The 22,727-nt window shown below is 72.8% G+C and carries 19 protein-coding genes; 7 read left to right on the top strand and 12 right to left on the bottom strand.

The annotated features are described in order from the left end of the window. Nucleotide 1: 1 nt before the first annotated feature. The 4 genes from V5O49_RS02210 to V5O49_RS02225 all read right to left on the bottom strand — a co-directional run bounded on the left by V5O49_RS02210 (nt 2) and on the right by V5O49_RS02225 (nt 4,665). Nucleotides 2-1,537 (bottom strand): alpha-N-arabinofuranosidase, encoded by a 1,536-nt coding sequence (locus V5O49_RS02210; RefSeq protein WP_332900797.1) that lies wholly within the window; start codon nt 1,535-1,537, stop codon nt 2-4. 38 nt (nt 1,538-1,575) lie between these two features. Next, nucleotides 1,576-2,400: a carbohydrate ABC transporter permease gene (locus V5O49_RS02215; RefSeq protein WP_332900798.1), complete on the bottom strand. Its 825-nt coding sequence runs from the start codon at nt 2,398-2,400 to the stop codon at nt 1,576-1,578. Continuing rightward, nucleotides 2,397-3,356, bottom strand: a complete 960-nt coding sequence (locus V5O49_RS02220; RefSeq protein WP_332900799.1) for a carbohydrate ABC transporter permease — start codon at nt 3,354-3,356, stop codon at nt 2,397-2,399. The genes V5O49_RS02215 and V5O49_RS02220 overlap by 4 nt, the downstream gene beginning before the upstream one ends. 64 nt (nt 3,357-3,420) lie before the next feature. After that, a complete protein-coding gene (locus V5O49_RS02225) occupies nt 3,421-4,665 on the bottom strand; it encodes an ABC transporter substrate-binding protein (RefSeq protein ID WP_278236014.1) in 1,245 nt (414 codons plus the stop codon). 124 nt (nt 4,666-4,789) lie between these two features. Here V5O49_RS02225 and V5O49_RS02230 point away from each other — a divergent pair, with 124 nt between their 5' ends. Beyond that, nucleotides 4,790-5,812, top strand: coding sequence for a LacI family DNA-binding transcriptional regulator (locus V5O49_RS02230; RefSeq protein WP_332900800.1), 1,023 nt, complete (start codon nt 4,790-4,792; stop codon nt 5,810-5,812). 15 nt (nt 5,813-5,827) lie between these two features. Here the strand turns inward: V5O49_RS02230 and V5O49_RS02235 are convergent, their stop codons facing one another. The 4 genes from V5O49_RS02235 to V5O49_RS02250 all read right to left on the bottom strand — a co-directional run bounded on the left by V5O49_RS02235 (nt 5,828) and on the right by V5O49_RS02250 (nt 9,467). Continuing rightward, a complete protein-coding gene (locus V5O49_RS02235; protein WP_278236012.1) occupies nt 5,828-6,199 on the bottom strand; it encodes an STAS domain-containing protein in 372 nt (123 codons plus the stop codon). 132 nt (nt 6,200-6,331) lie between these two features. Continuing rightward, nucleotides 6,332-6,829, bottom strand: a complete 498-nt coding sequence (locus V5O49_RS02240) for an aminoacyl-tRNA deacylase (RefSeq protein WP_332900801.1) — start codon at nt 6,827-6,829, stop codon at nt 6,332-6,334. Then, a complete protein-coding gene (locus tag V5O49_RS02245) occupies nt 6,826-7,155 on the bottom strand; it encodes a DUF2087 domain-containing protein (protein WP_332900802.1) in 330 nt (109 codons plus the stop codon). The genes V5O49_RS02240 and V5O49_RS02245 overlap by 4 nt, the downstream gene beginning before the upstream one ends. A gap of 5 nt (nt 7,156-7,160) precedes the next feature. After that, entirely contained in the window at nt 7,161-9,467 is a 2,307-nt protein-coding gene (locus tag V5O49_RS02250; RefSeq protein ID WP_332900803.1) for a M15 family metallopeptidase, read from the bottom strand. A 356-nt stretch (nt 9,468-9,823) separates the two neighbouring features. Here V5O49_RS02250 and V5O49_RS02255 point away from each other — a divergent pair, with 356 nt between their 5' ends. The 3 genes from V5O49_RS02255 to V5O49_RS02265 all read left to right on the top strand — a co-directional run bounded on the left by V5O49_RS02255 (nt 9,824) and on the right by V5O49_RS02265 (nt 12,770). Beyond that, nucleotides 9,824-10,612 (top strand): LamB/YcsF family protein, encoded by a 789-nt coding sequence (locus V5O49_RS02255; RefSeq protein WP_332900804.1) that lies wholly within the window; start codon nt 9,824-9,826, stop codon nt 10,610-10,612. After that, a complete protein-coding gene (locus V5O49_RS02260; RefSeq protein WP_332900805.1) occupies nt 10,609-12,192 on the top strand; it encodes a 5-oxoprolinase subunit B/C family protein in 1,584 nt (527 codons plus the stop codon). The genes V5O49_RS02255 and V5O49_RS02260 overlap by 4 nt, the downstream gene beginning before the upstream one ends. Before the next feature lie 89 nt (nt 12,193-12,281). After that, on the top strand, nt 12,282-12,770 hold the full coding sequence (locus tag V5O49_RS02265) for a hypothetical protein (protein WP_332900806.1): 489 nt from the start codon (nt 12,282-12,284) through the stop codon (nt 12,768-12,770). Between the two features lie 18 nt (nt 12,771-12,788). Here the strand turns inward: V5O49_RS02265 and V5O49_RS02270 are convergent, their stop codons facing one another. Beyond that, nucleotides 12,789-14,036, bottom strand: a complete 1,248-nt coding sequence (locus V5O49_RS02270) for an amidohydrolase (protein WP_332900807.1) — start codon at nt 14,034-14,036, stop codon at nt 12,789-12,791. Nucleotides 14,037-14,094: 58 nt separating this feature from the next. Here V5O49_RS02270 and V5O49_RS02275 point away from each other — a divergent pair, with 58 nt between their 5' ends. After that, nucleotides 14,095-14,373 carry a YrhK family protein gene (locus V5O49_RS02275; RefSeq protein ID WP_332900808.1) on the top strand — a complete coding sequence of 93 codons (279 nt, stop codon included), beginning with the start codon at nt 14,095-14,097 and terminating at the stop codon, nt 14,371-14,373. Nucleotides 14,374-14,406: 33 nt separating this feature from the next. Here V5O49_RS02275 and V5O49_RS02280 read toward each other — a convergent pair whose 3' ends face one another. After that, nucleotides 14,407-15,255, bottom strand: coding sequence for a siderophore-interacting protein (locus V5O49_RS02280; RefSeq protein WP_332900809.1), 849 nt, complete (start codon nt 15,253-15,255; stop codon nt 14,407-14,409). A gap of 94 nt (nt 15,256-15,349) precedes the next feature. Between V5O49_RS02280 and V5O49_RS02285 the strand changes: the two genes are divergently transcribed. Further along, complete coding sequence (locus V5O49_RS02285) at nt 15,350-15,823, top strand: hypothetical protein (protein ID WP_332900810.1); 474 nt, start codon at nt 15,350-15,352, stop codon at nt 15,821-15,823. Between the two features lie 36 nt (nt 15,824-15,859). Next, entirely contained in the window at nt 15,860-20,482 is a 4,623-nt protein-coding gene (gene hrpA, locus V5O49_RS02290; RefSeq protein ID WP_405001128.1) for an ATP-dependent RNA helicase HrpA, read from the top strand. A 28-nt stretch (nt 20,483-20,510) separates the two neighbouring features. On the opposite strand, the gene V5O49_RS02295 is transcribed toward hrpA, so the two are convergent. After that, complete coding sequence (locus V5O49_RS02295; protein ID WP_332900811.1) at nt 20,511-21,806, bottom strand: ATP-binding protein; 1,296 nt, start codon at nt 21,804-21,806, stop codon at nt 20,511-20,513. Nucleotides 21,807-21,919: 113 nt separating this feature from the next. Beyond that, on the bottom strand, nt 21,920-22,684 hold the full coding sequence (locus V5O49_RS02300) for a hypothetical protein (RefSeq protein ID WP_332900812.1): 765 nt from the start codon (nt 22,682-22,684) through the stop codon (nt 21,920-21,922). Between the last annotated feature and the right edge of the window lie 43 nt (nt 22,685-22,727).

Genomic DNA, 22,727 nt, shown 5'->3' on the forward strand with positions numbered 1-22,727 from the left:
GTCAGGCGAGCGTGAGCGACACGGTGGCGTAGGAGTGCGCCGGGAGCGTCACCTCGAGCCCACGCTCGTGCGGACGGACCGACTCCAGGGCCACCGGGGCGACGGCGTCGGGCGCGTCCGGGCTGTTGTGCGTGGCCAGCTCCGGCGCGGTGAGGACCCGACCCTCGTGCCCCGTGACCTCACGACCGCGCAGGTCGAGCACGATCGTGCGCTCGGCCTCGGCGTCCAGGTTGGTCAGCGACACGTGCGCACGGTCCCCCGAGACCGAGGCCGACGCCGAGACCAGCGGCAGCTCCGCGCCGTCCGTCGTCCGCGTGGGCACCCCCTGCAGGTGGACGGCGAGCGAGTCCGCGTCGTGGTGCGGGGTGTTCATCGCGAAGACGTGGTAGCTCGGCGTGCGCACGAGGGCGCCCGTCTCGGGGTCGGTGAGCAGCATCGCCTGCAGCACGTTGACCGTCTGGGCGATGTTGGTCATCACCACGCGGTCGGCGTGCCGGTGGAAGGCGTCGAAGTGCACCGACGCGACGAGCGCGTCGCGCAGGGTGTTCTGCTGGTACAGGAACCCGGGGTTGGTCCCCGGCTCGACGTTCCACCAGGTGCCCCACTCGTCCACGACCAGCCCGATGCGCCGGTGCGGGTCGTAGCGGTCCATCACCTGGCCGTGGCGGGTGAGCAGGCGCTCCATGAAGGCGGCGCGCTGCAGGGCGAGGTACCACTCGTCCTCGCTGAACTCGGTCGCGCTGCCCTTGTCCTGCCACGGCCCGGTCATCGTGTAGTAGTGCAGCGAGATCGCCTGGAACGGGTCGCCCGGCTTGTCCGCGTCCGCGGGGTCGTCCAGGGCGTCGAACGACCGCATGAGGACCTCGGTCCAGTGCAGGTCGGCGTCGGAGGCGCCCGCGGCGATCCGGTACGTCGTGTTCTCGCCGTGGTTGCGCACGTAGGTGGAGTACTGGCGGGCCAGCGAGGCGAACTGCTCGACCCGCAGGTTGCCGCCGCAGCCCCACGCCTCGTTGCCGATGCCGAAGAACGGCACCTTCCACGGCTCGTCGCGCCCGTTCTCGCGGCGCAGGGCCGCCATCGGCGAGTCGTCGGCGCGGGTGAGGTACTCGATCCACTCGCTCATCTCGGCGACGGATCCCGACCCGACGTTGCCGCTGATGTAGGCGTCGGCACCGAGCAGCTCGCACAGGTCCATGAACTCGTGCGTGCCGAACGAGTTGTCCTCGACGACGTCGCCCCAGTGGGAGTTGACCATGCGGGGACGCTGGTCGCGCGGGCCGATGCCGTCGCGCCAGTGGTAGTCGTCGGCGAAGCAGCCGCCGGGCCACCGCAGGTTGGGGATCTGCAGGGCCCGCAGCGCCTCGACGACGTCGGTCCGGATCCCCCGGACGTGCGGGACGTCGGCATCCTCCCCGACGTAGAAGCCGTCGTAGATGCAGCGGCCGAGGTGCTCGGCGAAGTGGCCGTAGACGTGCCGGGAGATGCGCGGGCCCGGGACGTCGAGGTCGATGATGGCGGTGGACTGGTCCTGCGGCATGGTGCTCCTGGAGTTCTGGTGTGGGTGGTGCGTGCTCGTCAGCCCTTGACGCTTCCCGCGAGCAGTCCGCTGACGATGTGTCGCTGGGTGAAGACGAAGAAGATCACCATCGGGACCAGGGCGATCACCGTGATCGTCATGAAGGCCGGCCAGTCGGTCGTGAACTCCGAGACGGCGCTGTACACCTGGAGCACGATGGTCTCCTTCTGCGGCGAGGACAGGAAGACCGTCGGCAGGAGGAAGTCGTTCCAGACCCACATGGTCTGGAACACGCCCACGGTCACCAGGATCGGCTTGATGAGGGGCAGGACGATCCGCCAGAAGATCTGGTTGGTCCCGGCCCCGTCGATCCGCGCGGCCTCGATCACCTCGTACGGCAGGGTGCGCATGTAGCCCTGGATGAGGAAGAAGCAGAAGATCGCCCCGCCCATGTACATGATGACCAGGCCGTTCAGGCTGTCGACCAGCTCGAAGCCGACGAGGGTCCGGTAGAGCGGGATCATCGTGGACTGCGGCGGGATGATGAACCCGACGAGCAGCAGGCTGCCGAGGATCCTGGTCGTCCGGTTGCGCGCGATGATCATGGCGTACGCGGCCATCGCCCCCACGAGGAGCTGCGCCAGCACCGCCAGGACCGTTACGTACAGCGTGTTGCCGAAGGCCTGGTAGATCGACATGTCGCCCAGGGCGGACGACCAGTTCGCGAACGACCAGGTCTCCGGCAGACCGAGCGGTGAGGACACCATGTCGGCCTGGGTCTTGAACGTGTTGATGACGATGTAGTAGAGCGGCACACCGATGATCAGCGCGAGCGCGATCATCCCGATGCTCAGCAGCGTGCGCCGCCAGAGGGCCGTGGTCATGCGAATCGCCTCCCGATGCGGCTCGTGATGCGGAGCTGGGTGAACCCGATGACGCCGACCGCCACGGTGAACATCACGGCGAGCGCCGACGACAGCCCGTACTCCCCCTGGCCGACGCCGGTGACGACGAGCGACTGGGTGATGGTGTACGTCGCGAACCCGGGTCCGCCGTTGGTCAGCGTGTACGGCAGGTCGAAGACCTTCAGACCGTTGGTGAGCAGCAGGAAGGAGCTGACCACCATCGCCGGCATCAGCAGCGGCAGGGTGATGGCGAAGAACTGCTGGCGCGGCGACGCACCGTCGATCTTCGCGACCTCGTAGTACTCCTGCGGGATCGACTGGAGGTAGGCGAGGTAGAGCACGGCGTGCCAGCCGGTCTGCGCCCACACGCCGACCATGATCACCGAGAACCGCGCCAGGGTGTTGTCCGACAGCCACGAGACCGCCTCGATGCCGAACCAGTTGGACAGCAGGGTGTTGAGCACCCCGGACGGCAGCGGGGACAGGATGTAGCTCCAGACCAGGCCCAGGATGGCCATGCTGGGCACGGCCGGGAAGAACCAGAGCGAGCGCACGACGTTGCGCCCGACGAAGGCCTTGTTGAGCTGCACCGCGAGGGGGATGGCCAGGCAGGTGACCAGCAGGGTGGTGCCGACGGCGAACAGCAGCGTGAAGGTCAGCCCCGAGAGCATCGAGGGGTCGTTGAGGATCTGGACGTAGTTGTCCCAGCCGATGAAGTTCGCCTCGGGGCTGTAGCCGGTGAAGTCCGTGAAGCTCCAGTACAGGCCCTGGAGCAGCGGGACCACGAACAGGAAGACGAAGACGACGATCGCAGGGATCAGGAACGCCCTGTTGATCGTGATCTGCTTCCAGCCGCCCTCTACGGATCGGCGTCGGCGCTGCCTGGCGGTGGGCGCGGGCGCGCCGCTCGACGTCGGAGTCGTCAGTGTCGTCATGGGGTGACCTCTCTCGGCGAGCGCCCGGGGCCGTCGGCCCCGGGCGCTCGTGGATCCGATCGACTCAGCTCGAGAGCTTCGCGTCGAGCGCGGCCGCGACGTCCTCGGGGCCGATCTGCCCCTGGATCATGCGCTGGACCTGCGCCACCGCCTCGACGTTCAGGACGTCCTCGTCACGCTGCCAGGCGATCATCGGCAGGTAGAGGTCACCGTCCCGGATCGGCTCCACCATGGGCTCGAAGACCGGGTCGACCTCCGGGGTGAAGTTCTCGGTCACCGTCACGTCGTTCGTCGCCTCGTGGAACATCTCCACGCCCTGCTCGGAGGCGAGCCAGGTCAGGAACGTCTTGGCCGCCTCCTGCGTCTCCTCGTCCGAGCTCGCGCTGATCGCGTAGCCGGGGGCCGCCGCTCCCGCCTGGAACGGCATCCCGTCGGGCAGCCCGGGGACCTGCCCGAACTCCCAGTCCAGCTCGGGGTTGGCCTCCTGGACGGCGTTGATGATCCACGGACCGGCGTTGATGACGGCGACCCGCTCGTTGGCGAACTCGTCGCGCACCTGGTCGCCGTCGAGCGCGACGACGTCCGCGGAGACGAGCCCCTCGGTGTAGAGGCGGTTGTACTCCTCGAGGATGGGCGTCCACTGCTCCGCGAAGGTCGACGAGCCGTCGAAGATCTGGTCGTCCACGCTCGGGTCGCTCTGCGAGGTCTTGGCGCCGAGCATCGCCGAGACGGTGGTCGGCATCTGGTCGACGCTCTCGAGGAACGGCGTGTAGCCGGCGTCCTGGAGGTCCTGGAGCATGACGAGGAACTCGTCCCAGGTCTCGGGGATGCCGTCGTACCCGACGTCGGCGAGCATCTCCTTGTTGTAGGCGTAGCCCGCCGCCCAGGAGGACAGGGACAGCCCGTACTCGGCTCCGTCCCTGCCGTAGGTGTCGAGGTTGAACTGCTGGATGCCCTCCATGAAGGGCTCGCCGCTCAGGTCCACCACGGCGCCGGCCTCGATGAGGTTGGTCTTGTTCTCGGCCGCCACGACGAACACGTCCGGCGCGGTGCCGGACAGCACCCGCGTCTGGAGGGTCTGGATGTACTCGGCCACCGGGGGCGAGTAGGAGGCTTCGATCGTGACGTCGGGGTTCTCCGCCTCGAACGCCTCGATCATCGGCTCCATCTGCTCCTGACCGGTCCAGGAGAGGAACGAGACCGTGGTGGTGCCGTCGGCCTCGCCGGAGTCGCCGCTGCAGGCACCGAGCGAGCCTGCGAGCGCCGTCACGGCGATACCTGCGACCACCATCCGCATGGGTGACTTCATCTTCGAACTCCTTCGATCGGGCGGCTGTGCCCTGAACGGCTGAGGTTTATCGTTATACCCCAGTGATGAGACACTGTAACCCCACAGCGTCCAAGGCGCCAACACCCGCTGGAGAAGGGGAGCCATGCCCACGATGAGCGACGTCGCCCGTGCCGCCGGCGTCTCCGTCATGACCGTCTCGAACGTGCTGAACGGCAAGCCGCGGGTGGGGGCCGAGACGCGTCTGCGCGTGCTGGAGGTGGTCGACGAGCTGGGCTACGAGATCAACCTCAGCGCGCGGCGGCTGCGCTCAGGACGCACGGGGGCGATCGGGCTCGTCGTCCCGCGGTTCGACCACCCGTACTTCGGCGATCTCGCCGCGCGGCTGTCGTCGGCGCTCGCGTCCACAGGACGCCACCTCGCCGTCGAGCAGAGCGACGCGAGCAAGGAGGGCGAGCTCGCCGCGCTCTCGCTCGCGCGCCTGCAGACCTACGACGGCGTCATCCTCAGCGTCGTCGGCCTGGGCTACGCCGACATCGACCGGATCCGCCCGTCGTTCCCGGTGGTGCTCCTGGGTGAGCAGCACATGCCGCCGCGCTTCGACCAGATCCACATCGACAACATCACCGGCGCCCGGCTCGCGACGGAGCACCTGCTCGACCGCGGCGCACGACGGATCGTCATGGTCGGCGGGGGCGACGAGGGCCACGCCTCGATGGTCACGCTCAGGACGCGGGGATGGGAGCTCGCGCAGCAGGAGCGGGGCGTACCCGTGGACGACGCCGCGGTCCTCCCCCTCGACCGCTTCGAGATGTCGAGCGCCCGGATCGCGGTGCGGGCGCTCCTCGCCCGCGACCCGTCGATCGACGCGTTCTTCGCCATCACGGACCAGGTCGCGATGGGCGTGCTGGCCGGCATCCACGACGCGGGCCTCCGCGTCCCGGACGACGTCCAGGTCGTCGGCTTCGACAACCTCGCGCTCGGGGAGTTCACGATGCCGGGCCTGACGACGATCGACCCCAGCAACGCCTGGATCGTCGAGAACGCGGTGGCAGCGCTCGACCGTCGGATCGCCGACCGGGACAGCGCGCCCCAGCATCTCGTCAGCCCGGTGCACCTGGTCGAGCGGGGGACGTCGCGCGCATCGCGGGCGGCCCCGTCGCCGTGAACCGCCGGCCGCGCGTCAGGTGCCGGCGGGCTGCTCCTCGGGGATCACGGGGATCCGCCCCGCCATCCCGACCATCTCGAGCACCTCGGTCACGGCCTCCGACGGTGCGAGGAGCTGGACCGGAGCACCCATCTCCTGGCCGAACATGTAGATCTGCAGGACGAAGGCGACGCCCGAGGAGTCGATGAAGCTCACGTCGCGGGCGTCGAGCACGATCGGGGCCGCCCCGGGCCGGGCCGCCACCGAGGCCATGGCGTCGCTGGCCGACTCGCGCAGGGCGGCGTCGACCTCGCCCCACAGCGTCAGCAGGGTCCCGTTCTCATCGTGCTGGCAGGAGATACCGGACCCTGCGTCAGGGTCCAGATCCGTCGCGCTGTCGATATCCATCGGGGTGTCGTACTCCTGTCGTGCCAACGGTGGCCACGTGACCGGGGTGCCCCCACCGCCCGGACCACGGATCGAGTGTTCACCCCCCGCGCCGATGCGTCCAGTGGAACACGGTCAGGAAGTGGAAGAAGTTCACGCGGGTGATGCCTCGGGGTCGGTCACGTCCGCCACCTGTGCGTCGAGCACCCGCAGCAGGACGTCCGCGTCCAGCGTCGCCCCGACACCGTGACCGCCGGCCCCGACAGACACGGTACCCCCTGCCGGGATGTTCGCATCGGCCACGACCGGCCAGCGGTGCCACGACCCGAACGGCGTGATCGTGCCGCGTTCGTACCCCGTGACCTCGCGGGCCACCTCGGCGTCCGGCAGGGAGAGCCGGTTCACCCCCAGCAGCGCCCGCAGCCGTGGCCAGGAGATCGTCCGGCCCCCGGGGACGAGGACGAAGAGGTAGTCGTCGGCGGCCCGGCGCACCACGATCGTCTTGAGCAGGCGGTCCGGTGCGACGCCGCGCGCGGCCGCCGCCTCGGCCAGGGAACCCACGCGTCCGTGGCGCGTGATGACGAACTCCGCGCCGGACGCCTCGAGAGCTTCCCGCGCACGGCGCTCCGGCTCCGACTCGCCCCCGGTCACGGTGACTCGCCGAGCGCGCGGTCGACGATCTCCACCGCGTCGGGTTCCGGGTCGTGCTCGGTCCGCTCCGTGCGCCAGTACTCGGCACCGTCACGGGTCCGGCTCACGAGCCCCAGGTCGACCATGGCGCGGCGCAGCGCGACCGGGTCGCGCGCCAGCTCGGCCAAGCGGTCGGTCAGGTCCCGCTCGGAGATCGGCTCGAGCAGCCGCGGCATCGCCACGGTCGCCAGGTACCGGGTCACCGCCACCTTGTCGCGCCACCGGCGCGGGCTGCGGTCGAGGCGTCCGTCGACGAGGAACCGCCGCGGGTCGTCGGCATGGCCCATCCGGCTCACTCGGTCCCGTCGGCCCCGTCCGCCACGGCACCGTCGTCGGTGCTGTCCACGGACCCGTCGCCGGACGAGTCGTCGCCGTCCCCGGAGGGAACCGCGTCGCCCTCGTCACCGCTGCCGTCGGTCCGCGAGCCGAGCGTCTCGTCCTCGCGCTGCGCCACCTCGCTGTCGTCGGTCGGCGCCGTCGCGTCCTCACCCGAGGTCGAGGACTCCGTGCTCGACGTGGCCGAACTCGAGGACTCCGTGCCCGAGGACTCCGTGCTTGAGGTCTCCGTGCTCGACGACTCCGTGCTCGAGGTCTCCGTGCTCGACGACTCCGGGTCCGACAGCTCCGTGCTGCCCTCGTCACCGGGCCCCGCCGTCGGCGACGGCTCCGAGGACGGCTCCGAGGACGGCTCCGGCGAGGAGTCCGTCCCCGGGGACGGGCTGGCCGACGGCTCCGGGCTCGGGCTCGTGGACGGCTCCGGCGCCGGCGACGGGCTCGCCGAGGGGTTCGGGCTGGCCGACGGCTTCGGGCTCGGGCTCGTGGACGGCTCCGGCTCGGCCGACGGCTTCGGCGACGGGCTCGCCGAGGGCTTCGGGCTCGGGCTCGTGGACGGCTTCGGCGTCGGCTTCGGCTTCTCACCGTCGCTCTTGTCGCTCTTGTCGCTCTTGTCGCCCTTCGAGCCCTTGCCCGCCGTGTCGCCCTGCGACGTTCCCTTCGCGCCGCCGTCGCCCTTCCCGCTGGGGGCCTTCGCGCCGGAACCCTTCGACGAGCCGGACCCGTTCGACGAGCCGCTGGCGGTGGTGACGTCGGCGTGCGACGTGGCGCGGTCGGGGACCGGGCCCGCGGCGAAGAACTCCCAGTGCCACGGCTCGGGCTTGCTCCCGTTCGGACGGGCCCAGACGGGGTTGTCCCACCCGAAGTCCGGGGCGTGCACCCGCAGCCAGACGTACTCGGCGGAGTACCCGCCGGAGATCGGTGTGCTCAGGTCCAGGGCCAGGCCCCAGCCGTGGTTCGACGTGCCGGGCACGGCCGCCAGGTGCGGCTTCGCGGCGCGGACCGCGACCTGCGCGTCGTACGACCGGTAGGAGTCGGTGATCGGGATGTTCACGCCGAAGCGGTCCCGGTACTCCGCGTTGAGCGCGGCGAACTGGGCCGCGGCGTCGCACCGGAGCATGTGCCAGGGGGCCGTGGTGATGCTGCACAGCACCGAAGCCGGGATCCGTCCGTTGCTGTAGCCGGCGGTGGACGAGGCGTGCTGGTCCACGACCGCCTGCAGGGTCGCGGACAGCGAGCCGCTGCCGACGGCACCGCTCGCCAGCGGCAGGCCGTTCGAGGCCACGGCCACGCCGTCGTCCGACACGAAGCTGCCGTCGGGCAGCTGGGTGACCGCGGGTCGGACGTCGACGACGACGGAGGCGGTGGCGGGGTTCAACAGCGAGGCCAGGTGGGTCGCCGCCACGACGATGTCGTCGAAGGTGACGCGCTCGTCGCCGTGCGCGTGGTCGTGCTCCTCGCCGTCCTCGGCGTGCGCGAGCTCCAGCCCGGCGTCGGACGTCGTCTCGTCGTCGGTGGCGACGTCCTGGTCGAACCCGTTGCCGACCTGGAACGTGCCGTCGCCCCCGACGAGACCCTCCCAGGTGGGCAGCTGCAGCCCGGCGCCCTGGAACGTCCCGACCTCCTGCGGCAGCGGGGCCAGGTCGTCCACCTCGGCGGGTGCGTCGTCGACCGGTCCGCGAGGGCCGCCGGCCTGCAGCACGTCCGCGTCGTCGTCGGGCGCGGCCGACGGGTCCGGGGCGACGGACGGCTCGGGCGACGCCGACGGCTGCGGCGACGCGGACGGGGCCGCAGATGCTGAGGGTGCCGGTGCGTGCGACGGTGAGGGGGACGGCTCCGGCGTGGCCTCGGCCGGGGGGCGCAGCGAGTCTCCGGGCGTGCTCTCGGGCGGGTCGAGGTGCTGGTCGTCCGACGACGGCGGTCCGGCCGGCGGGATCTCGTCCGGCACCGCGGGGGTCGCCGGGTCGGGAGCCTGCGGCAGGTCCAGGTCGCCGAGACCCGGGACGTGGTCGGCCTGCTGCTGGGCGACGTAGGTGGTCAGGAGGCCCCCCAGCTCGGCGGCCGCCTGCTGCACCTCGGGACCGAGCTCACGGCCGCTCTCGAGAGCGGCGAGCTCGGCCTCCTCGATCACGCCGAGGAGCTGGTCGATCGACGTCGGACCCGTCGGGGAGGCGCCGCCGACCACGCCGAGCTCGAGCGGTTCCGTCTCGACCGGCGCGGTGAAGGTGGGGTGCTGGGAGAAGTCGTTCCAGGGCGTGCTGGCCACGGATCCGACCATGAAGCCGGTCGCGAGGACGAGTGCACCGGCACCGGCACCGACGACGCGCCAGCCCCGGCGCGGGGCACCTGGACGCGAGGCGACGCCGCGGGCGCCGCGGGGTGCTTCCGCCCGCACCGCGTGCCCGCCGTCGATCTCCGTCGATTCACCCTCGTCCGCCACGTCTACCCTTCTCGCCCGCCGCCCGTTCTGGCTGGTCGCATCCTCGCACAGGATCCCGAGGATACGTGGCCGCTGTCACATTCCACCACCCACTCTCGTGGACGGCTGTGACGTACGCCACCCGGTCGCGCCCGGGGAGCGGGCGAAGTTTCTCCTCCCGCCGGACGGGGCACACTGGCGTCATGAGGACGTCCGACGCGACCGCCCCGCGGAGCATCGACCTGAACAGCGACCTCGGCGAGGGCACCGACCCCGCGGAGCACGCCGGGGACGCCCGCATGCTCGAGATCGTCTCGAGCGCCAACGTCGCCTGCGCCTTCCACGCCGGCGACCCGGCGACGATCCACCGCACCGTGCACGCCGCCGTCCGGCGCGGGGTGGCCGTCGGCGCCCACGTCGCCTACAACGACCGCGAGGGGTTCGGGCGCCGGGACCTCGCCGTCCCCAGCGACGAGCTGCGCGCGGACCTCGTCTACCAGCTCGGCGCGATCCGCGAGATCGCCCGCACCGCCGGCACCTCGGTCCGCTACGTGAAACCGCACGGCGCCCTCTACAACACGGCGGCCGTCGACCCGCAGGTCGCCGAGGACGTCGCCGCCGCGATCGTCACGGTGGATCCCGAGCTCGTCCTGCTGGGCCTGCCCGGCAGCGTCGCGCTCGACGCCGCCCGCGCGGCCGGCCTGGTCACGGCGAGCGAGGCGTTCGCCGACCGGGCCTACACCGCCGAGGGCCGGCTCGTGCCCCGCAGCGTCGAGGGCGCCGTCCTGCACGACCCCGAGGAGGTCGCCGCCCGCATGCTGCGGCTCGTCCACGAGGGTGTCGTCCGCTCGATCGAGGGCACCGACGTGCAGGTCGTCGCCGACTCCATCTGCGTGCACGGCGACACGCTCGGCGCCGCCGCGATGGCGGCCCGCCTGCGCGAGGTGCTGACCGGGGCCGGGGTGAGCCTGCGGCCCTTCGTCGCGCCATGACGACGCAGGTCCGCCCCGTCGGCGACGACGCGCTGCTGGTCACGCTGGACACCGCCGAGGCCGCCGTGGCACTGCACCGGTCCCTGCGCGAGCGTCCGGTGCCCGGCGTCGGCCCCACCGTGCCGGGGGCGCGCACGCTGCTCGTCCCGTTCACCCCGGGACGCGCCGACCCCGCCCGGCTCGCCCGGGAGCTGCGGGCCCGCGTCACGGAGCCCGCCTCCGCGGGGGCCGCACAGGTCCGCCGGCACGAGATCGCGGTGGTGTACGACGGCGAGGACCTCGCCGCCGCGGCCGAGCTGCTCGGCTGGTCGGTCGACGAGCTCGTCCGCCGGCACGCCGCGGCCACCTGGCGGGTGGCCTTCATGGGGTTCGCCCCGGGGTTCGGCTACCTGAGCGGGGACGACCCGGCGCTGGAGCTCCCGCGCCGCTCCTCGCCGCGCACGCGGGTCCCCGTCGGGGCGGTCGCGATGGCGGGCGGCTACAGCGGCGTCTACCCGCGGGAGAGCCCGGGCGGGTGGCAGCTCCTGGGCCGGACCGACGCCGTCGTCTGGGACGTCGCCCGCGAGGCACCGGCGCTGTGGGCACCCGGCGACGCCGTCCGCTTCCGGCCGGCCCGCGAGCTCGTCACGATGTCCCGGCCCGCGGCGTCCGCCCCGCCGTCGACCCCCTCGCCCGCCGACCCGGTGCTCGAGGTGGTGTCCCCGGGCCTGCAGACCCTGGTGCAGGACCTCGGCCGTCCCGGGAGCGTCGACCTGGGCGTGTCCGCCTCCGGGGCGGCCGACCCCCGCAGCGCCCGGGCCGCGCAGCGGGCCGTCGGCAACCGCACCGACGCCGCCGCGCTGGAGACGCTCGGCGGGCTCCGCCTGCGGGCCCTGCGGACCGTCGTCGTCGCGGTCACGGGCGCCCCGGCCGACCTCGAGGTGGTGTCCGACGACGCGCCCCCGCGGGTGCCGCCCCTCGGCCGGCCGTTCGTGCTGGGCGCCGGTCAGGAGCTGTCGCTGAGGTCGCCCCGCCGGGGGCTGCGCACCTACGTGGCGGTGCGCGGCGGCCTGGACGTGGCGCCGGTGCTGGGATCGCGCTCGGCGGACCTCCTCGCCGGTCTGGGTCCGGCCGCCCTGGCCACCGGGGACGTCCTGGGCGCGGCACCGGACGACGTCGGCGCCGTCGCGACCGCGGACCCGGGCGCCCCGGACCCGGACCGCCTGCCGGCCCCCGGTGAGGTCGTCACCCTGCCCGTCGTGCCGGGCCCGCGCGCCGACTGGTTCCCGGCCGACGCCCTCGCGCTGCTCACGAGCCAGGAGTGGGAGGTCACGCCGCGGTCGGACCGCATCGGGCTACGGCTGCACGGGGAGCGCCCGCTGACGCGGACGGCCGCCGCGTGGGACGCCGAGCTGCCCAGCGAGGCCGCCGTGACCGGCGCGTTCCAGGTCCCACCCGACGGGCAGCCGGTGCTGTTCGGTCCCGACCACCCCCTGACCGGCGGCTACCCGGTGATCGCCACGGTCGCGGCGTCGCACCGGTGGCTGCTCGGGCAGGTCCCGCCGGGAGCACGGATCCGCTGCCGGCTGGTCGAGGCGTGACGACCTCCGCCTGACCTGTACGCAGGATCTCCACGAATCGCACCGCAGAACGGCTGGGGATCCCGGCCCTGACCAGGCAGAATCGGTCCATGACGTCAGTGCCGACCACTCAGACCGCCCCGACGAGGCAGCGCGGGGCCACCACCCGGTTCGCCGCCGCCAGTCTCGTCGCCCTGGCGATGATGCTCGGCGCCTGCTCCGCCCCGACGGACGTGCAGCAGTTCATCGACGACGCGCAGAGCCAGGCCGAGGCCATCGAGGGCGACCTGCGCGAGCTCGAGGAGCAGGTGACCGGTGTCCCCGACGAGCTGCAGGGGTCCGTGACCGACGCCGTCGCCTCGGCGCAGGCCGCGACCGACGAGGCGCGCGGCGCTCTCGAGCAGGCCACCGAGTCCGAGGACGGCGCGATGGTGGCGCTGCAGGACGCCCAGGTGGCGCTCGAGGCCGCCTCGGCCGAGGTCAAGCACGTCACCGAGGAGGCCCGCACCGCCGGCGCCGACCAGGTGGCGGACCTGCTGGCGCAGCTGCAGACCCAGATCGACGACCTGCGCGGCGAGACCGAGGACGCCGCGGCCTGACCGGTCCGGCGGCCGGGCTCAGTCCAGCCACTCGGTCGCCGCGGCCACCAGCAGCGCGACGCCGAGCCCGAGCGTGGGTTCCGCCACGGGCGCGAACTGCGGGGAGTGGTTCGGGGCGACGCCGTCGGGCAGGGATCCCATCCCGGTCGCCGCCCCGGGGTCGAAGCCGGCGAACAGGGCCGGGTCGAACCCGCCCAGGTGCCAGTAGACGAGCGGCGCTCCCGCGGCGGTGGCCAAGTCGCCGACGTCCTCCGACCCCGCCAGCGGCGGCAGCGCGACGACGGTGGGCACGTTGCCGGCCTCCTGGATCGCCTCGCGGTGCGCCCCGAGGGCCGAGGCCAGGACCGCTCCGGTGCGCTCCGACGCCGCGGGGTCGTTGACCAGCAGGTGGAACGTGGCGATCTCCTCGTACTCCGGGGCCCGCGGGGCGCCGGAGGCCGCGGCCTCGGCGTCGACGATCCGGCGGACCGCCGCGAGCACCCGCTCGCGCACGCCCTCGTCGAAGGAGCGGACGTTGACCAGCAGCTCGGCCCGGTCGGGGATGATGTTCGCCCGGGTCCCCGCCCGCAGCGACCCGACGGTGACCACCGCCTTCTCCCCCGCCCCGACCTCGCGGGACACGATGCCCTGCAGCCGCTGCACCGTCGCGGCGGCCATCAGCACCGGGTCGACGGTGCCCTCCGGGGACGAGCCGTGCCCGCCCTTGCCGTGCAACGTGATGCGCAGCGAGTCCGCGGCGGCCATCGCGGGCCCCGGCGTGAGGCTCACCGTGCCCACGGGGAACGGCATGACGTGCTGGCCGAGCACGACGTCGGGGGTCCCGACGCGGTCGTACAGGCCGTCGGCGAGCATCGCCCGGGCGCCGGCCCCGACCTCCTCGGCGGGCTGGAACAGCACCTGCAGCGTGCCCGACCACTCCGCCCGGCGTCCGGCCAGCTCGGTGGCCGCGCCCAGCAGGCAGGTGACGTGCACGTCGTGTCCGCAGGCGTGCATGGTGCCGGCCTCGCGCGAGGCGTACGGCAGCCCGGTGTCCTCGGTGACCGGGAGCCCGTCCATGTCGGCGCGCAGCAGCACCGTCGGACCCTCGCCGTCGGCCAGCACGCCGACGACGCCGGTGCCGCCGATCCCCGTGTGCACCGTGAAGCCGTCGCGGCGCAGCCGGTCCGCGACGACGCCTGCGGTGCGGTGCTCGGCGAAGGCGAGCTCGGGGTGGGCGTGCAGGTCGGTGTAGACGGCCGTCAGCTCGGCGGTGGTCAGCGCAGTCATGCGCGCATGATGCCGTGCCGCGGGTGCGGCTGCCGACCGACGGGGCCACCATGGCACCGTGCCCCAGGACGACGACCTCACCCTGCGCATCGGCCACGAGGAGCTCGTGGTGCGGCAGCGCTACGAGACCCTCAGCATCGTCAACGACATCCTCATCGGCGTGTGGTTCGTGGTCGGCTCGGCCCTGTTCTTCTCCGAGTCCACGGCCACCGCCGGCACGTGGCTGTTCCTCCTCGGCAGCGTGCAGATGCTCCTGCGCCCCGCCATCCGGCTCCGGCGCCGCCTGCACCTGCAACGGCTCGGGTCGCCGCACGCCGAGACCGCCCGGGACTTCTGACCCTCCCGTCCGGCCCCGGAGGATGCCCGGCGCTCAGTCGGGGTCGGCGGGGTCCAGCGGCTGCTCGTGGTCGTGGTTGACCGTGCCGCGCCGCCAGTAGCCCGCGACCGACATCCGGTCCGCGTCCAGACCGAGCTCGCGCCGCAGGTGCCGCCGCACGGGCACCAGGTCGCCGGCCTCGCCCAGCGCGACGACGAACTCGCCGTCCTCCGGCATCCCCAGGGAGCGGACCGCCTCGGCGAGCTGGCCCGGCCCGTCGGTGCGGTACAGGATCTCGACGTCGGCGTGGCCGAGCTCGGACTCGACCACGTCCTCGGCGACGTCGTCGCCGATCTCGACGATCGCGGTCACCCGGACGTCGGGGCCGACGGCGGCGGTCCAGCGGGCGGCGGCGGGCAGGCCGGTCTCGTCCACGGCGACGGTGAGCCGCCCGACGCCGTCGGGGACGCCGACGCTGTGCCGCGGCCCGGCGAGCACGATCTCGTCGCCGGCGGCGGCGCGGGACGCCCACGCCGCGGCCTGCCCGCCGCCGTCGTGCACCACCCAGTCCAGGTCGACCTCGGCGACGCCGTCGACCGTGCGCACGTCCCGGACCGTGAGGTCCCGCGAGATCGACACGCCCGAGCTGGTGCGCTGCAGCCCGCCGTCGGGGGCGAGCGTCGGGGCGTGCAGCTCCCCGGTGGCCGGGTCCGGCAGGAAGACGGTGACGTGGTCCTCCGGGCCGGGGGCCCGCAGCGCGACGAGGGACGACGGCGCGTCGGGGTCCGCGCCGGGCACGTCGCGGACGGTGGTCCGGACCAGCGAGCCGGTCAGCTCGCGCACGGCGTGCACGCGGACCCGGCGGGGGACGAGGTCGAACGATGTCCGAGGGCGGGAGAACATCTCTCGATTCCATCACGCCCGCCCGTGGCAGCGCCGCCGGTACCCGGAGGGCCGGGATCTGGCGTGCCGGAGCCCCGTCGGCGAGACTGGGCTGGTGAGCGACCCGTACCAGGTGAACCAGCCCGAGGACCCGACACCGCCGCCGGGAGGCACCCCGCCGCCCGGGCACGGTCAGCAGCCCGGCCCGCAGCAGCCGGGTTATCCCCAGCAGGGCTATCCGCAGCAGCAGCAGGGCTACCCCCAGCAGCCGGGCTACCCGCCGCAGCAGCCCGGCTACCCGCAGGGCGCCTACCCGCCGGCGTACGCGCCGGACCCGCCCGGCAAGATCATGGGCATCATCGGGTTCGTGCTCGCCTTCGTCTTCGCCCCGGCCGGCATCGTCGTGTCGGCCCTGGCGCTGTCCGACTCGAAGAAGGTCGGCTACGACAACGTGCTCGGCAAGTGGGGCCTGTGGCTGTCGATCGTCTTCACCGCGATCGGCCTGCTGATCCTCGTGGCCTACCTGGTGTTCTTCATCTCGATGTTCGGCGTGATGAGCACGTCGACGGAGTGGTCGACCTCCGTCTGAACTATCAGCTTGCGTCTCTTGCGACAATGAGAGGTCGTGAGCACCGAGTCCTCCTCCGCCCCGCAGCCCGTCGACGACCCCGCTCGTCCCACGGGCTCCTCGGGCGGTAGCCGACGACGGCGGCGCGGACGCGGGAAGGGACGCGGTCCCGGCGCCCAGCGCACCGGCCCGTCGCGGGTGAGCCGTGCGGAGCTGGACCGTGCCGCGGAGCTCCGGGCCGCCGTCGTCGTGCCCGAGATCACCTACCCCGAGCAGCTGCCCGTCTCTGCGCGGCGCGAGGACATCGCCGAGGCGATCCGCGAGCACCAGGTCGTCGTCGTCGCCGGCGAGACCGGCTCGGGCAAGACGACGCAGCTGCCGAAGATCCTCCTCGAGCTCGGCCGGGGCCGCGCCGGACAGATCGGGCACACGCAGCCGCGCCGGATCGCGGCGCGGTCGGTGGCCGAGCGCGTGCATGAAGAACTCTGTGGAGCTGGACCGCTGACCCCCGGCGGCGTCGTCGGCTACCAGGTGCGGTTCACCGACACCTCCTCCGACTCCACGCTCGTCAAGGTGATGACCGACGGCATCCTGCTGGCCCAGATCCAGCGGGACCCGGACCTGCTCGCCTACGACACGATCGTCATCGACGAGGCGCACGAGCGGTCGCTGAACATCGACTTCCTCCTGGGCTACCTGTCCCGGCTGCTGCCGCGGCGCCCGGACCTCAAGCTCGTCATCACCTCGGCGACGATCGACTCCGAGCGGTTCGCCGCCCACTTCTCCCCCGCCCACCTGGCCGAGGTCGGCGGCGCACCGGACGCTGTCGTCGACGTGCTGCCCGACGCCGCCCCCGTCGTCGAGGTCTCCGGACGCACCTACCCCGTGGAGATCCGGTACCGCCCGCTGGCCCCGGACGCCGACGCCGGGTCCGGGAAGAAGAAGAGCGGTGACGAGAAGGACCTCGTGACCGGCATCGTCGAGGCGTGCGACGAGCTGATGCGCGAGGGGTCCGGCGACATCCTCGTGTTCCTCTCCGGCGAGCGCGAGATCCACGACGCCGCCGACGCCCTCGAAGGACATCTCAAGGAACGGGTCCGCGACCCGAAGCGCCCCGACCACGTCGAGATCCTGCCCCTGTACTCGCGACTGTCGTCCGCCGAGCAGCACCGCGTGTTCCAGTCCCACCCCGGCCGGCGCATCGTGCTGTCCACGAACGTCGCCGAGACGTCGCTGACGGTGCCCGGCATCCACTACGTCGTCGACCCCGGCACCGCCCGCATCTCGCGGTACTCCAAGGCGACCAAGGTGCAGCGCCTACCGATCGAGGCGATCAGCCAGGCCTCGGCGAACCAGCGTGCCGGGCGCTCCGGACGTGTCGCGGACGGCGTCGCGATCCGGCTGTACTCCCCGGAGGACTTCGAGGGACGGCCGGAGTTCACCGAGCCCGAGATCCTGCGCACCTCGCTCGCCTCGGTGCTGCTGCAGATGATCTCCGTCGGCGTGGTCGGCTCCCCCGACGACGTCGCACGGTTCCCCTTCGTCGAGCCGCCGGACACCCGGGCCGTGCGCGACGGCGTGAACCTGCTGTCCGAGCTCGGCGCGCTGACGCTGCGGGACGGCACGACCCGTCTCACCGACGTCGGACGGACGCTCGCCCGGCTGCCCATGGACCCGCGGCTGGCCCGCATGGTCGTCGAGGGCTCCCGGCTCGGCGTCGCCCGCGAGGTCGCCATCGTGGCCGCCGCCCTGTCCATCCAGGACCCGCGCGAACGCCCCGCCGAGTCGCGTGCGCAGGCCGACCAGTCGCACGCCCGCTTCACCGACCCGACGTCGGACTTCCTCACCTACCTCAACCTCTGGGAGTACCTGCGCGAGCAGCAGCACCAGATGGGCTCCTCGGCCTTCCGGCGGCTGTGCAAGAGCGAGTACATCAACTTCCTGCGCGTGCGCGAGTGGCAGGACGTCGTCGCCCAGCTGCGGCAGATGGCCAAGCCGCTCGGCGTGGACATGCGCTACCGGCCCGCGACCACGGGATCGGCCGACGACGACGCACCGGACGAGACGGACTGGCGGCGCCCCTGGGACGGCGACACCATCCACCGCGCCCTGCTGTCCGGGATGCTGTCCCAGATCGGCATGCAGGACACCGGCGAGATCAAGGCGTCCTCCGTGGCGCACCTGCGCGGCGAGGCCCGGGCACGCGCCCTGCGCCAGGCCGCCAAGCGGGCCCGCAACGAGTACCTCGGGGCACGCGGCGCCCGCTTCGCGATCTTCCCCGGCTCGCCGCTGAGCAAGAAGCCGCCGGCGTGGATCATGGCTGGCGAGCTCGTCGAGACCTCCCGGCTGTGGGCGCGCGACGTCGCGAAGATCCAGCCCGAGTGGGCCGAGGACCTCGCCGGAGACCTGGCCAAGCGCACCTACTCCGACCCGCACTGGTCCACCAAGCAGGGTGCGGCCGTGGCGGTCGAGAAGGTGCTGCTCTACGGCGTGCCGATCGTCGCCGACCGGCCCGTCCTCTTCGGGAAGATCGACCCGGAGGGCGCGCGCGACCTGTTCATCCGGCACGCCCTCGTCGAGGGGCAGTGGACCACCCACCACGCGTTCTTCGCCGAGAACCGCCGGCTGCTCGCCGAGGCGGAGGAACTCGAGGCACGGTCGCGCCAGCGGGGTCTCGTGGCGTCCGAGGACGACCTCTTCGCGTTCTACGACGAGCGCGTCCCCGAGCACGTCGTCAGCGCGCGCCACTTCGACTCCTGGTGGAAGAAGGCCCGCCGCGACGACCCGGACCTGCTCACCTTCACGCTCGACCAGCTCGTCGACGCCGAGTCCGTGGACACCTCCGAGTTCCCGGAGACCTGGACCCAGGGCGAGGTCACGCTGCCCCTGACCTACCAGTTCCAGCCCGGGACCGACGCCGACGGCGTCACCGTCCACGTGCCGCTGTCGATCCTCAACCGCGTCACCCCCGACGGGTTCGACTGGATGGTCCCCGGCCTGCTCGACGAGCTGTGCGTCGCCACCATCCGGTCGCTGCCCAAGACGGTGCGCCGCGAGCTCGTCCCCGCGCCCGACGTCGGCGCCGCCGTCGCCGAGTGGATGCGGGCGAACGTGCCGGCGTGGGAGGACCTCACGCGCGCCGGTGACATGGCCACGCCGTTCCACGTCGAGTTCACCCGCGCCGTGCGCGCGCTGCGCGACGTCGTCATCCCGGACGACGTGTGGGACGCCGAGCGCGTCGAACGGCTGCCCGCGCACCTGCGCATGACGTTCCGGGTCGAGGACGCCTCCGGTGCCGCGGACAGCTCCGGGTCCGCCGGTCGCGGCGGACCCGCCGGGGGTGGACGACGGCGGAAGTCCGGTCCGACGAAGGGCCGCCGCCAGGGTGCGACGCGGCCGGCCGGTCCCGTCGTGCTCGACGAGTCCAAGGACCTGCTGTCGCTGCAGAAGAAGCTGGCGCCCCAGGCGGAGGCCGCGGTGCGGTCGGCCGTCAAGGGGGCGGTCGGGGTCGCGCTCGAGGAGGCTGCCCGGGCCACCTCGGGTCACTCGGGCACGCCCGGCGTCGAGGCGTCGGACGCGCCGCCTCGCTCACGGGCCCCGGGGGGCCCTCCGCTACGGCTGGACGGCGGCGCGTCCGACACCGCGACCCCGGGCTCCGCGGACTCGTCCGGGTCCGGGCGGCCCGACGGCGGTCCCGGCGTCGGGACGTCCGTCGCCGGAGCCGTCGTGGCCGAGCAGACGGGACTGACGACGTGGCCGGAGGGGCTGCCGGGCGGGGTGCTGCCCGGGTCGGTGTCGACGGATCTCGGTGGGGGTGTCGTGGTGCAGGGGTACCCGGCGCTGGTCGAGGAGGCCGGTGCGAAGGGTGCCGCTCCGAGCGTGGCGCTGCGGGTGCTGGCCGACGCCGCGGGTCGGGACGCCGCTCACGCGGCCGGTGTGCGGCGGCTGCTGCTGTCGCAGACGGCGCTGCAGACCGGCCGGGTGACGTCACGGTGGTCGGCGAAGCAGTCGCTGACGCTGGCGGCCGCGCCGTACCGGAACACCGACGCGTTGGTCGCCGACCTGCAGCTGGCTGCCGTCATCGCGCTGACCAGCACGGACGCGGACAAGGCGCCGGGGACGCCGACCGGCGGGCCGGTGGCGGTACAGATCTGTGATGCCGACTCGTACGAGTCGGCGCTCGGGTTCGTGCGCCAGCACCTGGAGGACGAGGTCCACCGGATCGTCGGGCACGTCGTCGCGGCCCTCACCGCGTGGCGGACCGTCGAGACCGCGGTGAAGGCGTCGTCCTCGCTCGCCCTGCTCAACACCCTGCAGGACATCCGCGAGCACGTCGCCGGGCTGGTCCACGACGGGTTCGTCGCCGCGACGCCACCGCGGCGGGTGCCGCACCTCGTGCGCTACCTGCGGGCGGCGTCGTACCGGCTGGAGAAGGCGGAGTCGAACCCGCACCGCGACGCCGAGCTCGCCTGGAAGATCCACGACGTCACCGGGGTCTACGACCAGGCCCGCGAGGCCTACGCCGCCGGGGCGCCCGACCCGGCCCGCGCGGCCGAGCTCGCCGAGGTCCGGTGGCTGCTCGAGGAGCTGCGGGTGTCGCTGTTCGCCCAGCAGCTCGGCACGGACGGGTCGGTCAGCGAGAAGCGGATCCGCAAGGTGCTCCGGCCCGGCGGCTGGTAGCGCGACGCCGGGCTCACGGGCGCTCCCGTCACGGGCCCAACAACGCCAGGGGGACGACCGCGATTCCGTCCTGGTTGCGCCGGTAGGCATGCTGTCCGGTCGTGACGACGGCCGCATCGACGAGATCGTCGCCGAGCTGTTCCTTCAGCCACCGCAGATGCCGGAAGTCCTTCTCGGCAGGCGTCGCCTTGAGCTTGACCTCCAACGCCAGGACACGCCCGTCGCGCCGTTCGACGATGAGGTCGACCTCGTGGTCACCTCCCTTGGTCCTCAGATGCCGGACCTGGGCCTCCGCTGCCTCCGCATACACCAGGACGCTGAGGGTCACCAGGTGTTCGAACAGGTGCCCCAGAACGGCTCCGTCGCGCAGATCTGCGGCAGAGGCCGTGCCACGCATCAGCTGTTCGGCGTCCAGTCCAAGGAGCACAGCCGCCAACGCCGGGTCCGCGAGGTGATGCTTCGGCGCCTGGGTGAGGCGATCAAGGTGGTTTCGGCTCGGCAGCCACGCCTCGACCGGATCGAGCTGCCACAGCTGAGCGAGCACATCGCGGTACACCGTCGTCGTCGTCCGACTCGGCTTGTCGTTCTCCCCCGCCGTCGCGGCGTCGAGGATGTCGTTGTAGCTCGTGGTGGTCGATGTCGCCGCGGCGTAGGCACGGAGCCAGGCCCGTAGCGTCGCCGGACGACGCACGGGGTAGCCGTGCTCGGCGAACTCCCGCTGCACGATGTTGTCCACGTACGCCTCGAGCCGCCGGCGGCGCACCCGCGGCGACAGGCGTCTGATGTCCGGGAACCCCGAAGCCGTCATCTCCTCGACGTACTCCGCCAGTCCCACGTCGGTCTCGCCGCCGATCTCGGAGGATCCGCGCAGCAGCGCCGACATGCTGACCGTGGGGAACTCGACGTCGCGTTCGAAGAAGCTCAGCGGGCGCATGCGCACGTCGATGAATCGCCCGGCGCCCGAGTGGACGGTCACGCCCCGGGGGGCCGTCGCACTGCACGTCAGCAGGTAGGCACCCGCGGGTGCACCGGCATCGACAGCGCGGCGCACGTAGTCCCACGATTCCGGCTTGCGTTGCCATTCGTCGACGAGCACGGGGTAGTCAAGAGCGGTCAGGAGCGTCGGGTCCGCGTCCAGACGGGCACGGTCCGCCGGGAGGTCGAACGACATCACGGACGCCGCCCGACGCAGCGCCGTCGCCGTCTTGCCCACCCCCTTGGGGCCGGCGATGGTGATCGCGGGGGATTCCGGCTGGAAATCGTCCAGAAAGTCGTCGACCACCCGACGCCGGTACGGCCTGACAGGAACTCGCTGGTCAGCCATCGACGCCTTCCTGTTCGCAGACCTCTACTGTACCGTTCGCCAGCTTTCTACTATACCGCTGGACGTCTATCTACGGTACCGGAGGGCGGGTTCAGGACCGAGCGCCCGTCGCCCTACGGCGCCGCCGCGTCCGGCATCCTGAGCTCACGCGGCGGCGCCACACCCACGTCCAGCACCACCCGCTCCCCCAACGCCTCGTCCAGCTCGACGGCGTAGGGGGTCGCCGGGTTCGACTGGCAGTCGTGCGCACCACCGTGCGGGTCGACGACGACCGCCAGGTGCACCGCCGTCGTCGTCTCGCGCTGCTCGGCCACCCGCACGCGGCCCGCGGCGTCCTGGCCGGAGTTGCACGCCATCTCCGTGACCAGCAGGTTCAGCTCGCGCGAGGTCGGGTCCGGCGGCCGGTCCGGGTCGAGGGTCACGATCGCGACGTCGCCGCCGACGTCGCGGTGCAGGGCGCACGACCCGTAGCTGTCCAGCATCCAGTCCTCGACGGGGTCGACGGCGGCAGCCTCGAGGTTGTCGACGGTCAGCATCTCGTGGGTACGCACGTCCCCGGCGCCCCGGTCGTCGACGGCGTCGAGCTCACGGACGAGCGCGAGCCGCTCCGGGGTCTCGGTGACGACCCACCAGTCGGCGGGGTCGACGGCGGGCACCTCCATGCCGTCGAGCGCCGCCCGACCGTCGTCGCCGAGCGTCTCGGCGGACCGCTGCTCGTCCAGCGCGGACGCCGGCACGGGTTGACCCCAGCACGTGTAGACGACGTCGTTCGCAGCGCCGCCCGACGCGCCGGGCGCACCGAGACCGGCGCACCCCGCCGCGAGCACCGTCGTCGTGCCGGCGATCGTGCAGGCCAGGGCCGCCACCGCGCGTCTCATGCCCTGACTGTGTCGCGTGCCCGGGGTTCCTTGCGCGAGCCAC

It is taken from the genome of Isoptericola haloaureus (genome assembly GCF_036689775.1).
Classification (GTDB): Bacteria; Actinomycetota; Actinomycetes; order Actinomycetales; family Cellulomonadaceae; genus Isoptericola; species Isoptericola haloaureus.